The 12,477-nt window shown below is 63.7% G+C and carries 9 protein-coding genes; 7 read left to right on the forward strand and 2 right to left on the reverse strand.

From position 1 onward, the window contains the following. The 4 genes from EN932_RS16180 to EN932_RS16195 all read left to right on the forward strand — a co-directional run. On the forward strand, positions 1-2,521 hold a 2,521-nt coding region (locus tag EN932_RS16180; RefSeq protein WP_206618938.1), incomplete at its 5' end, for a peptidoglycan-binding protein. 192 nt (positions 2,522-2,713) lie between these two features. After that, entirely contained in the window at positions 2,714-3,637 is a 924-nt protein-coding gene (locus tag EN932_RS16185) for a sulfite exporter TauE/SafE family protein (protein ID WP_013533663.1), read from the forward strand. Then, positions 3,637-4,428, forward strand: coding sequence for a TIGR02186 family protein (locus tag EN932_RS16190; protein WP_013533664.1), 792 nt, complete (start codon positions 3,637-3,639; stop codon positions 4,426-4,428). The genes EN932_RS16185 and EN932_RS16190 overlap by 1 nt, the downstream gene beginning before the upstream one ends. Positions 4,429-4,597: 169 nt before the next feature. After that, positions 4,598-5,854 (forward strand): Hsp70 family protein, encoded by a 1,257-nt coding sequence (locus tag EN932_RS16195; RefSeq protein WP_127369290.1) that lies wholly within the window; start codon positions 4,598-4,600, stop codon positions 5,852-5,854. A gap of 188 nt (positions 5,855-6,042) precedes the next feature. Here the strand turns inward: EN932_RS16195 and EN932_RS16200 are convergent, their stop codons facing one another. Further along, positions 6,043-6,504, reverse strand: a complete 462-nt coding sequence (locus EN932_RS16200; protein WP_013533666.1) for a cupin domain-containing protein — start codon at positions 6,502-6,504, stop codon at positions 6,043-6,045. A 110-nt stretch (positions 6,505-6,614) separates the two neighbouring features. On the opposite strand from EN932_RS16200, the gene EN932_RS16205 reads away from it, so the two are divergent. Continuing rightward, entirely contained in the window at positions 6,615-8,177 is a 1,563-nt protein-coding gene (locus EN932_RS16205; protein ID WP_127369291.1) for a winged helix-turn-helix domain-containing tetratricopeptide repeat protein, read from the forward strand. 134 nt (positions 8,178-8,311) lie between these two features. Here EN932_RS16205 and EN932_RS16210 read toward each other — a convergent pair whose 3' ends face one another. Continuing rightward, complete coding sequence (locus EN932_RS16210) at positions 8,312-9,214, reverse strand: LysR substrate-binding domain-containing protein (protein ID WP_128368913.1); 903 nt, start codon at positions 9,212-9,214, stop codon at positions 8,312-8,314. On the opposite strand from EN932_RS16210, the gene EN932_RS37980 reads away from it, so the two are divergent. Both EN932_RS37980 and EN932_RS16215 read left to right on the forward strand, forming a co-directional pair. Further along, on the forward strand, positions 9,164-9,496 hold the full coding sequence (locus tag EN932_RS37980; protein ID WP_127366833.1) for a hypothetical protein: 333 nt from the start codon (positions 9,164-9,166) through the stop codon (positions 9,494-9,496). The genes EN932_RS16210 and EN932_RS37980 overlap by 51 nt on opposite strands. Next, entirely contained in the window at positions 9,493-12,423 is a 2,931-nt protein-coding gene (locus EN932_RS16215; RefSeq protein ID WP_164753711.1) for a molybdopterin oxidoreductase family protein, read from the forward strand. The genes EN932_RS37980 and EN932_RS16215 overlap by 4 nt, the downstream gene beginning before the upstream one ends. Positions 12,424-12,477: the final 54 nt, after the last annotated feature.

Below are 12,477 nucleotides of genomic sequence, written 5' to 3' on the forward strand. Positions count from 1 at the left end.
TTCAAGCCGGCTGGACGCGTCGGCCGCACAGGTCGCCGGCATCGATCCGGCGCTGATCCGCAGCCTGGAAGCACAGGTTGCCGGCCTGTCGGCTCATCTTTCCAAGCCCAGCACCCCGCTGCCGGAATTCGAGGACATCAGCCCGCGTCTCAACGAAATTGAAAAGTCGCTCGCAGGAACCCGCGATTCCATCCTTGGCGCGGCGCGCGAAGCGGCCGAGAACGCAGTGCAATCGCTGGCCGGTTCGAGCGCCAATACGACCGCGGTTTCCGGCCTCGCCCAGGATTTGAAGACGCTTGAAACGCTGACGCGGCGCTCCGACGAACGCAATTCGAGAACGTTCGAGGCCATCCACGATACGTTGCTCAAGATCGTCGACCGGCTGGGTTCGCTCGAACCCGGCGAGCCGGTCGAGGCGATGAGCGAATTGCTGGATGCCGCACCGGCCGAGCCGAGCAACTGGCGCGGCGTGCGCCGACCCAAAATGGCCGTCGACGCGCCGTCGATGGATATCGATCAGCCCCTGCCATTGACTGGGGACATGGCAGATCTCGATGGCCGTGCCGCCGCCATCCTGCGCAATGAGCCGGGTGCACGCGGCGACCTGGGTATGCGTAGCGACCTCGGTATTGGTATTGGCACGCGCACGCCGGCCGAGGCTGCCGCGGCGGCGGCCATGGCCGCGCTCGGTTCGGACACGATCGCCGAGAAAGGCGGACAGGCCGGCGGCCGCAAATCGTTGTTCGGCGGGCTGGCCCGCGCCTTCAAGGGCAAGAAGGAGGCGGATATCCCGCCACTGGCCGGCTCAGCGCCGAGTGCCCCAATACCGAGCGTCGATCTCGACGAGCCGCTCGATCCGAAAATGGCCAACCGGCCGCTGGAGCCCGGCTCCGGCGCACCTGACCTCAATGCCATCATGAAGCGCGTGCGTGACGAGCGCGGCCAGCCGGCCAAGCCCAGCGACACCGATGCCGCGAAATCGGATTTCATCGCCGCTGCCCGGCGCGCGGCGCAGGCCGCGGCCGCCGAGGCCGATGCGCTGAAGCGCCAGTCGACGGTGACCGGACCGGTGAAGGCACTGCGGATCGGCGACCTGCTCAAGGCACGGCGCAAGCCGATCCTGATGGGGACAACCGCGATCCTGCTGGCGCTGGGCGCCCTGCAACTGGGCAAGGCCTTCTTCGCCGATCCGGCCCAGGTGGCGAGCAACGATGTCGTGCCGATCGTCGCCTCGCAGCCGATGCAAACCGCCTCGCTCGATGCCGCGAGCCAGCCAAAGACGGACGCGCAGCCCGCGGCAGTGGAAAGCGCGCCGGACCATGCCGTCAGACAGGCCGAGCCATCCGCACCGGCAACCAAGGACGACATGGCCGCGCAAAGCATGATTGCCACGCCGCCAGGCGCCGAGCCGTCGATGGGTGCCGCGCCGATCGCAGAACCGGTTCCCGCCCCCGTCGCCTTGGCTACATCGGCCGATGCAAACCCAGCGGCGTCCGAGACGACGATAGCTTCGGCTGCGCCGGCCTCGACCGTTCCGGTCGCCGCCGAACCTGCCGATACCGATACCGCCACCGGCATCCAGCCTATGGCGACAGAGCCGACCACCGCCAAGGACACCACGGGCGCGGTTCCGCCGGTGGACGCTTCGCCGGCGACGACGGCAAAATTCGACATTCCCGCTGACGCCGGCCCGGCCGCCTTGCGTGATGCCGCTGCCAGCGGCGACGCCAAGGCGCTGTTCGAAATCGGCTCGCGCTATGCCGAGTCGCGCGGCGTCAAGGAAGACATGGCGGCAGCGGCCAAATGGTACGAGAAATCGGCGGAACTCGGCTTCGCGCCGGCCGAATACCGTATCGGAAATTTCTACGAAAAGGGCATCGGCGTCGCGCGCGACATCAAGAAGGCGAAGACCTGGTACCAGCTTTCCGCGGCACAGGGCAACGCCAGCGGCATGCACAATCTGGCCGTGCTGTTTGCCATGGCGGCTGACGGCGTGACCGACAATGAATCGGCCGCGCACTGGTTCCAGGCGGCGGCCGACGTCGGCGTCAAGGACAGCCAGTTCAATCTCGGCATCCTCGCCGCCAAGGGCGTCGGCATGAAGCAGAACCTCGAGGAGTCCTACAAATGGTTCGCGCTCGTCGCCAAGACAGGCGACAAGGATGCGGCGGCCAAGCGTGACGAGATCGCCAATGCGCTGCGGCCCGAGCAGCTCGAGCGCGCCCGCGCCGCGACCGAGCTGTGGAAGGCCAAGCCGCTGGATGCGGCAGCCAACTCGGCCGACATTCCCGAGTCCTGGCAGGACGGCGCGCCGCAGACGACCGCCAGCATCGACATGAAGAAGGCCGTCCAGAACATCCAGCGCATTCTCAACAAGAACGGCTACGACGCCGGCGGCGCCGACGGCAAGATGGGCCAGAAAACGAAGACCGCGATCATGGCTTTCCAGACCGACAACAAGATGGCGGCGACCGGCGAAGTCGACGAAAACCTGGTGAAGGCACTGCTGGCGCGCAAATAACGGCAGAGGCGTCGCTTCCACGACGCCCTTGCCACACATTCGCCTGTTAACTGATTGAGATGTTTTTTGTTTCGGCGGCGTAGCGCGGTTTGACTTCGCAGCACCTCCGGCGCAAGAACGAATTGGCTTGTCGGTCCAAGATGCCCGCAACGGTTGCATTCGCCGACAGGCAGAACTGATCGAGACTGACGGGTGGGCATCTATCTCCCGATCGCGGAAATTTCCGTCAATATCTTCGTCCTGCTGGCCATGGGCGCGGCGGTGGGTTTCCTGTCGGGCATGTTCGGCGTCGGCGGCGGCTTCCTCATCACGCCGCTCTTGATCTTCTACAACATCCCTCCGGCGATCGCTGTCGCCACTGGCGCCAACCAGGTCATCGCCTCCTCCGTCTCCGGCGTCCTTTCGCACATGAAGCGCGGTACGCTCGACCTCAAGCTCGGCGGGGTGTTGCTGGCCGGCGGCATTGTCGGTTCCACCGGCGGCATCTACGTCTTCGCCTTCCTGCGCAGGCTCGGCCAGCTCGACCTGTTCATCTCGCTGCTCTACGTCGTGCTGCTCGGCACCGTCGGCGGGCTGATGCTGGTCGAAAGCGTCAATGCGCTGCGCGCGACGCGCAGCGGTGCGGCGCCGGTGCTGAAGAAATCCGGCCAGCACAACTGGATCCACCGCTTGCCGCTGAAGATGCGCTTCAGGGCGTCAAAACTGTTCGTCAGCGTCATCCCCGTCCTTGGGCTTGGCGCCGGCATCGGCTTCCTGTCGTCGATCATGGGCGTCGGCGGCGGCTTCATCATGGTGCCGGCACTGATCTATCTGCTGAAAGTGCCGACCAATGTCGTCATCGGCACCTCGCTGTTCCAGATCATCTTCACCTCCGCCTATACGACGCTGGTCCACGCCACCACCAACCAGACAGTCGATGTCGTGCTGGCCTTCCTGCTGATGGCGGGCGGCGTCGCCGGCGCGCAGTACGGCGCGAAGGCCGGCCAGAGGCTGCGCGGCGAGCAGCTCAGGGCCTTGCTGGCACTGCTGGTGCTGGCGGTGGCGATACGATTGGCGATCGATCTTTTCGTCACCCCGCCCAACCTCTATTCGCTGTCCGCCGCGGGCCTCAACTGATGAAGGCTCGCAGCACATTCGCAACCGCCATTGTCCTGTCGCTGCTTGCGGCCGCCGTGCCGGCGAAGGCACAGGTCCCGCTGACCGAAGGCATCCAGATCGGTCTCTCCACCGACAACGTCTCGATCACCGCCGGTTTTTCCGGGGCCGATCTGACCATCTTCGGTTCGCTGGAGAACCCGGATCCACTCGTCGCGCGCCAGGGCCGCTACGACGTCATCGTCGTGCTCGAAGGTCCGCCCAAACCGGTGGTGGTGCGCCGCAAGGACAGGGTGCTCGGCGTCTGGGTCAATCTGGACTCTGAGACCTTCGAAAACGTGCCCGTCTCCTATTCGGTGGCGACGACGCGGCCGCTGCAGGACATCACCGAACCCAACAGCTACAAGCAGCTGTCGCTCGGCGCCTCCAACCTCTACATGCAGCCCGCCGATGCCGGCGACAGCCCGGCGACGATCGAGGAGTTCACGGCGGCACTGCGGGAGCGCAAGTCGGCGACCGGGCTCTACAGCGAGAATGTCGGCGGCGTGCAATTCCTGTCGCAGAACCTTTTCCGCGCCACAGTGAGGCTGGCGCCGAATGTGCCGGTTGGAACCCACAAAGCCCGCGCGTTCCTGTTCAAGAGCGGTCTGTTCATCAAGGAAAGCTCGGCCCAGCTCGAAATCCGCAAATCCGGTTTCGAGCAGTCGATCTTCCGTGTCGCGCACAATTATTCCTTCCTCTACGGCGTCTTCGCGATATCGCTGGCCATGCTGACCGGCTGGCTCGGAAGGCTGATCTTCCGGCGAGATTAGGATTTTCCCCGAAAAGTGGTTTCCCTTTGCCGAGGCATGCGGTAGACCGCGCTCCCCAGCCAAATGGCAGACACAAACAATTCGGTTCGGCAGAGCAGCCCGTCCCCGGACAGCGCGCGATTTCTCATGGCGCCTGTCGGCTCGCCGACGACAGATGCAGGAACTTGTCATGCGACCAGCCTTCGGCGGCATCGACTTCGGCACTTCGAACTCCACCGTGGGCGTGGTCCGCAACGGGCAGCCGCGCCTCGTCGCGCTGGAGAACGGCCAGGTCACGCTGCCCAGTGCCGTGTTCTTCAACTTCGAGGACAACCGCACCTGCTTTGGCCGCCAGGCCATCGCCAATTACACCGACAGCATCGAAGGCCGGCTGATGCGTTCGCTGAAGAGCGTGCTCGGCAGTTCGCTGGCCCATGAAAAGACCCGCATCAAATCGCGGTCGATCGGCTTCATGGAGATCGTCGGCATGTTCCTTGGCCACCTCAAGAAGAGGCTGGAAGCCGATGCCGGCGATACGGTCGAGACCGTCGTTCTTGGCCGGCCGGTGCAATTCGTCGATGACGATGCCGAGGCCGACGCGAAGGCGCAAAGCGAACTCGAGAACGCCGCACGTGCCCAGGGCTTCAAGCACATCGCTTTCCAGTTCGAGCCGATCGCGGCGGCGCTCGACTACGAGCAGAAGGTGACACGCGAGGAACTGGCGCTGATCATCGATATGGGCGGCGGCACGTCGGACTTCTCGATCGTGCGGGTCTCGCCGCAGCGCTCCCGTTTGCTCGACCGCAAGGACGACATCCTGGCCAGCCGGGGCGTCCATATCGGCGGTACGGATTTCGACCGGCTGCTGAGCATCGCCCATGTCATGCCGCAGCTCGGCTATTTGACGCCGACCAAGGACGGCAAGCGCAACCTGCCGGCAAGCTATTTCATAGACCTCGCCACATGGCAGCGCATCAACCTGGTCTACACCGCCAAGGCGATGACGCATCTGCGCCAGATCCGCTACGAGGCCGAGCGCGCCGACCTGGTCGACCGTTTCATCCACGTCGTCGAACACCGCTACGGACACGCGCTGGCCGCACGTGTTGAGAAGGCCAAGATAGAGCTGACCGACAGGTCATCCGCAGAGGTCGCTGTGAAGCTGCCGGGTGCGGAGTTCACCGCCGAAATCACGCGCAGCGGGCTCGACGCGACGATTGCCAGGGACATCGAGCGGGTCACCGCAACGGTCGGGCAGACTATCAGGGACGCTGAGGTGAAGCCGTCCGACATCACCGCGGTGTTCCTGACCGGCGGATCGACCGCGATCCCGCTGGCCAAACGAGAGATCCTGTCGATGGTGCCGCAGGCATCCGTCATCGAAGGCGACATGTTCGGCTCGGTCGGACTTGGCCTGGCGCTGGATGCGCAACGCAAGTTCGGCTGAGGCTTTCTTCGAGCGGTCCAGCTTTTCAGAGATTACTGATCCGCTTTAGGCCAGGTCGTGTACCCATAACCTTCGGCGTGATGCGATGAAGATCACGTCCGCTTTGCGCCGATAGCGACCAAGCTCGTGCGCCAGCGCGATATGTCGCAATGGGCCAGAAGCTGTCGTGGGGCCGCCGTGACAGATGCCTACCCGCGTGTCGTCAAAGTCGAGAGCTGGTCAGTATCGTAGCGGTTCCGCAGCTCAGCGAGGGCTTTTGGGTCCGGCGCACCCTGCGCCGCGAGTTTGGCAAGTTCTTCGAAGTAGCGTTCGTGGCCAGGCGGAGAGACGGTCATCAGCACGCGGGCGGGTCTCTCACTGACATTCGTGATGTCGTGCGGCACTCCCGGTGGAATGAACAGATAGGTTCCGGGCGTTGCGCGAACCGTCTTGTCGCCGACATGCCACGCACACTCGCCTTCGAGCAGGTAGAACGTCTCTTCCTGCACACGGTGAACATGCCGTCCGGTGGCGAATCCCGCTGGGATCGTCCAGTCAAACATGCTCGTGTGCTTGGTGTTTTCGCCGGTGACGAGGAAGACCATAGGTTGACCACGCAGCATGATCCCCTTCTTCTCGTCGGGCATGCGAATAATGGCATTGGCGCTCATAGGATCCTCCTTTGACTGGGTGCTTACTTCCGGCAAGCACCTGTGCGACATTGGCCGTCGATGCCGGGAAAGTCGTGAATTCGTTCCCAAAAATTTGCTAAAAGCGTTGGATGACAATCGGAGGCGACCTTTATCAGTTTGGCCCGTTCCGTCTCGATCAGGTGGCGGGCATTTTGTATCACGGCACCGAGCCGACCATGCTTGGGCAACGCGCCGTTTCGCTTCTGCGTTTGCTGCTCCAAAACGCGGGCGTACCGGTATCCAAAGACGCGCTGGTCGAAGCCGGCTGGGGCAAATTGGCGGTTGCCGACAACAACCTGACGGTCCAGATCGCGGCCTTGCGCCGGGTATTGGCCGACGCAGCGGATGCTGAGAGCTGGATCGAAACACTGCCGCGCCGAGGCTATCGCTATGTAGGACCGGCTGTTGCGACGAGTGTCCCTGATCGTTTTGCAGCCGCCCGCACCGCGTCGGCGCCGACCTTGCCTGAGAAGCCTTCCGTGGCGGTCCTGCCGTTCTCGAACTTGAGCGGAGATCCGCAACAGGAGTACTTCGCCGATGGAATGGTCGATGACATCATCACCGGCCTGGCACGCATAAAATGGCTTTTCGTTATCGCGCGAAACTCGACCTTCGCTTACAAAGGCCGCGCCGTGGACGTGAAGCAGGTCGGCAGCGAGCTTGGCGTACGATATGTCCTCGAAGGCAGCGTGCGCAAAGCTGGCGGTAGTGTGCGCGTAACCGCTCAGATGATCGATGCATCGACCGGCGCGCACGTGTGGGCCGAGCGCTACGACCGCAGTTCGGAGGACATTTTCGCGCTTCAGGACGAAATCGCGCTATCAGCGGTGGGCGCGATTGCTCCAAGCTTGCGAAAAGCGGAAATTGAACGTGTCAGGCGGAAGCGCCCAGAGAGTCTCGACGCATACGATCTCGTGCTTCAAGCCCAGCCTGATGTCGATACAGGTATGCCGGAACAAGTTACGAGAGCACTGGCGCTTCTTGAGCGTGCCATCGCACTCGAGCCTGCCTATGCCCTTGCGCATGGCAATGCAGCAATGTGTCATCATTGTTTGTTCCTTCGTGCCGGGCTGCAGGAATTCAACCGTGCGGCTTCGATCCGGCACGCCCGATTGGCCATTGTCCATGGACAAGACGATGCACTCGCTCTGACATGGGCAGGGTTTTCGATCGGCATGGACGCGCATGATCGCGCCGCTGCATTCACGGCATTAGACGCAGCCCTCGCCATTAGCCCGTCATCGGCGCTGACTTACATTCTTGGCAGCGTCGTTCTCGGATGGGCCGGCGAAGCAGAGCGCGCGATAGAATGGAGCGAGAAGGGTATCCGGCTAAGCCCGTTCGATTCGTGGGCTTGGGCCGCGTTTGACGCCCAAGCAATGAGCCATTTGCTGCGCGGGCGTTACGAAGAAGCTTGTCGCGCAGCCTACAAGTCCGTTCAAGCCAATCCGGCACACAGCATCACCTACGTGCAACTGACCGCTGCGCTCGCCAAACTCGGCCGGCTGGACGAAGCGAGGGCCGCCGCCGCGCGCGTGCGCGAGCTTCAGCCGGGCTTCCGCTACAGGCGCCAATTTGCTGGCGTGCGCTGTGCGCCAGCGCTCGCGGAGACTCTGGGAAGCGCGCTGCGGGACGCCGGATTGCCAGAGTGACGGCTGAGCGTCGAGGCGGACAGCGCTAGCGAGCCCATCTGGGGAGGAAGGTCGTGGTGAGGCGTTTCAATCAGCCACTCGATACAAAGTACCAAGACCTCCGAGCCAACGGCAAACCCGCAAACTCTGATACTCTAGCCCGCCGACGGGGCATCCGCCTTGCCGTCGAGATGCGCCTTAAGCGCCATCTGGGCCAGGCTTGCCTGGCGATCGCGATGGGTGATCATGGCGAAGTCGCGTTTCGGCAGTTCGAGCGGCACCGATCTCAGACTGCCTTCGACCACGGCGCGAGCCGCGACAAGCTCGGAGATGATGGTGGCGCCGGCCCCCGCCTCGACCGCCTGGCGAATAGCTTCATTGCTCGGCAGCACCAGGAATATCTGGAGGTCGGCGAGCGAAATCCCTTCGTGGCGCGCCAGATCCTCCAGCACCTCGCGCGTACCCGAACCACCCTCGCGGATGATCCAGCGCAGGCACTTGATGTCAGGGCGGCCGGGCGCGACTTCGGGGATCTCCGGATGCGCGCTGGCAACCACCAGCATCAGCTTGTCGACGTCGACCTTGGTGCGGCGCAGGATATCGGACTCGGTGCGGCCTTCGACCAGGCCCAGATCCGCCGCGCCATCGAGGACATTGGCCTCGACCTGCCTGGTGTTGCCGATGGAGACGCTCAGCCTGACGGCCGGATAGGCTTCGTGGAAGGAAGCCAGCCGGCGCGGCAGCCAGTAGCTGGCGATGGTCTGGCTGGCGGCGATCGAGAGGCTGCCGGTGACGGTCTGCGAGACATGCTCCAGCACATTGCGGGCAGCGGCGGCCCGTTCGAGCACGGCCTTGGCCTCGGGCAGGAACCGATGGCCGGTCTGGGCAAGCTCGATGTTGCGGCCGACGCGGTTGAACAGGTGGACGCCGTGCTGTTCTTCAAGCGCCCGGATGGCCGCCGATGCCGCCGACTGCGAAATGCCCAGCAGTTCCGCCGCCTTGGTCATATGGCCGCGCTCGGCGACGGCGACGAAAATCCGCAACTGATCCAGGGTCATGTCCGTATTAAGAACCAATATCGATCGAATTTACAAGAACAACTGATTAGACAGATCGATAGCTTTATTCTAAGTTTTCCAGCGAAGTTAGAAAAAATTCGCCGAAAGATCGCAGAGAGCAGAATGATCGGGCGTTTCAGATCCCTGCTTGCGCATTGGATCCGCGGCATAAGACGGCGGCTTGCCGGTGATCGTTACCACCCGGAAGAGCATTACGTGCGCGGCCCCGGACCGAAGACGCGGGCCAAATCCATGCGCCGTACAGGCGCCACCGGATCATGATGCAGGGACCGCCGCGCGGCGCGAATTCGGCACCATCGCAACGCCCGCTTGCCGACACGCGAGCGCCCGATGAAGGCGACGGCGTCGACACCTCGCCTGCCGTTTCCGACAGCATCGCCAAGACGACCTGCTACATGTGCGCCTGCCGCTGCGGAATCGATGTACACATCAAGGATGGCAAGGTCCGCTACATCAACGGCAACAAGGACCACCCGGTCAATCGCGGCGTGATCTGCGGCAAGGGCAGCTCCGGCATCATGCAGCATTACAGCCCGGCAAGGCTGAAGAAGCCATTGCTGCGCGCCGGCCCGCGCGGCTCCGGCGAGTTCCGCGAGATCGAGTGGGAAGAGGCGCTCTCGATCGCTACGGAACGGCTGTCGAACATCCGCCGGACCGACCCCAGGAAACTCGCCTTCTTCACCGGCCGCGACCAGTCGCAGTCGCTGACCGGCTGGTGGGCGAGCCAGTTCGGTACGCCGAACTTCGCCGCCCATGGCGGCTTCTGTTCGGTCAACATGGCGGCCGGCGGCCTCTATACGGTCGGCGGTTCGTTCTGGGAGTTCGGCGAGCCCGACTGGGACAACACCCGGTATTTCATGCTGTTCGGTGTCGCCGAGGATCACGATTCCAACCCGATCAAGATCGGTCTCGGCAAGCTCAAGGCGCGCGGCGCCAAGGTCGTCTCGATCAATCCGTGCCGCACCGGCTACAATGCCATTGCCGATGACTGGATCGGCATCCGGCCCGGAACAGACGGCCTGTTCGTGTTCGCCCTAATCCACGAATTGCTCAAGGCGGGCCGCGTCGATCTCGAGTATCTGCTGCGCTACACCAATGCCCATTCGCTCGTCATCCAGGAGCCGGGTGCTGCCGATGACGGGCTGTTCGTGCGCGATGCCGACGGCAATCCGCTGGCTTGGGACAGGATGGCGAAGACACCGGTCAGCGCCGCCGATGCCGGTGCGAAACCGGCGCTGACCGGCAGCTTCACGATCGGCGGGCGCCGCTGCGTCCCGGTGTTCCAGCTGATCGCCGACCGCTACCTCGATGAGAGTTACGCACCGGACTCGGTCGCCGAGCGCTGCGGCATTGCCGCCGACACGATCCGCAGGATCGCCGCCGAACTCGCCCATGTCGCCTTCGAACAGACGATCGAATTGCCGATCGCCTGGACCGACTGGGCCGGGCGCCGCCACGAGACGATCAAGGGGCGGCCTGTCTCGATGCACGCCATGCGCGGCATCTCGGCCCATTCGAACGGTTTTCACACCTGCCGCGCCATCCATCTCCTTCAGGTGCTGTTGGGCACGGTGGATGTCCCCGGCGGCTTCCGCTTCAAGCCGCCCTACCCTCGATCCGCGCCGCCCGGACCGAAGCCGGCGGGCAAGACCGTCAAGCCGATGACGCCGCTCGACGGCATGCCGCTCGGCTTCGTCTGCGGGCCGGACGATTTGCTGGTCGACGAGGCCGGCACGCCGCTTCGCATCGACAAGGCCTATTCGTGGGACGCGCCGCTGGCCGCGCACGGCCTGATGCACACCGTCATCCGCAACGCCTGGGCAGGCGATCCCTACAAGATCGACACGCTGATGATGTACATGTCGAACATGGCGTGGAATTCCTCGATGAACACCGTCGAGACCATGGCGATGCTGACCGACAGCGACGAAGCGGGCAACTACAAGATCCCTTTCATCATCTATTCCGACGCCTATTATTCCGAGACCGTGCCGTTCGCCGATCTGGTGCTGCCGGACACGACCTATCTCGAGCGCCACGACTGCATCAGCCTGCTCGACCGGCCGATCAGTCATGCCGACGGACCGGGCGACGCCATCCGCCATCCCGTCATCGAGCCCGACCGCGACGTCCGGCCGTTCCAGTCGGTGCTGATCGAACTCGGCGCCCGGCTCGGCCTGCCTGGTTTCGTCGATGAGGACGGCTCGGCCAGATACCGCGACTATGCCGACTACATCGTCAACCATGAGCGCACGCCCGGCATCGGCCCGCTCGCCGGCTGGCGCGGCAAGGATGGGACCTCGACCGGCAGGGGTGAGGCCAACCCGGACCAGTTGCAGCGCTACATCGACAATGGCGGCTTCTGGCATCATGATTTCGCGGACGACCAGCGCTATTACAAGATGGCCAACCGCTCCTATCTCGACTTCGCAGTGCAGATGGGTTTTATCCCGAAAGCCGAACCGATCGTTTTCCAGCTCTACTCGGAGCCGATGCAGCGCTTCAGGCTTGCCGCGCGTGGCCATGGCCGTGTGGTGCCGCCGAAAGGCGATCGCCAGCGCATCGAGACCTACATGGACCCGCTGCCGTTCTGGCACATGCCCTTCGAGGAAGCGGTCGTCGACCTCGAAAAATATCCGCTGCATGCGCTGACGCAGCGGCCGATGCACATGTACCATTCCTGGGGTTCGCAGAATGCGTGGCTGCGGCAGATCACCAGCCAGAACCGGCTGTTCGTGCATCACCGGACGGCAGCCGGTCTCGGCCTTGTCGATGACGACTGGGTGTGGATCGAAAGCATCAACGGCAGAGTGAAGGGGCAGATCAAGCTGATCGACGGGGTGAACGAAAGCACGGTCTGGACCTGGAACGCCATCGGCAAAAGGCGCGGCAGTTGGGGGCTGAAGGACGACGCGGCCGAGAGCAACCGCGGCTTCCTGCTCAACCATATCATCGGCGACCAGACCTCGGCCGACGCTCAGGGCAAACGCTATTCGAATTCCGATCCGGTGACGGGCCAGGCTGCGTGGTTCGACCTGCGCGTGCGCATCGTCAAATGCGCAGCCGAAGAAGCCGGGTTCACCGAGCCGCAGTTCCAGCGTTTCCTGCAGCCGCCGCATTTCGAACCCTCGCCCGACAGACTGATTTTCGGCGCCGAATTCCGCAGGGCGAGAGAGGCGACCAAATGACCTGTCTGCCAAGTCAAAGCGACAAGAAACTCGGCCTCGTGATCGACCTCGATA

The sequence above is a fragment of the Mesorhizobium sp. M7A.F.Ca.US.002.01.1.1 genome (assembly GCF_004022955.1).
Classification (GTDB): Bacteria; Pseudomonadota; Alphaproteobacteria; order Rhizobiales; family Rhizobiaceae; genus Mesorhizobium; species Mesorhizobium ciceri.

What these genes read in the sequence shown, in the direction of transcription:
- EN932_RS16190 (WP_013533664.1), top strand. Translation starts at nt 3,637, where the DNA reads ATGAAGGCTCGCAGCACATTCGCAACCGCCATTGTCCTGTCGCTGCTT.
- EN932_RS16195 (WP_127369290.1), top strand. Translation starts at nt 4,598, where the DNA reads ATGCGACCAGCCTTCGGCGGCATCGACTTCGGCACTTCGAACTCCACC.
- EN932_RS16200 (WP_013533666.1), bottom strand. Translation starts at nt 6,504, where the DNA reads ATGAGCGCCAATGCCATTATTCGCATGCCCGACGAGAAGAAGGGGATC.
- EN932_RS16205 (WP_127369291.1), top strand. Translation starts at nt 6,615, where the DNA reads ATGACAATCGGAGGCGACCTTTATCAGTTTGGCCCGTTCCGTCTCGAT.
- EN932_RS37980 (WP_127366833.1), top strand. Translation starts at nt 9,164, where the DNA reads ATGGCCGCGCTCGGCGACGGCGACGAAAATCCGCAACTGATCCAGGGT.
- EN932_RS16210 (WP_128368913.1), bottom strand. Translation starts at nt 9,214, where the DNA reads ATGACCCTGGATCAGTTGCGGATTTTCGTCGCCGTCGCCGAGCGCGGC.
- EN932_RS16215 (WP_164753711.1), top strand. Translation starts at nt 9,493, where the DNA reads ATGATGCAGGGACCGCCGCGCGGCGCGAATTCGGCACCATCGCAACGC.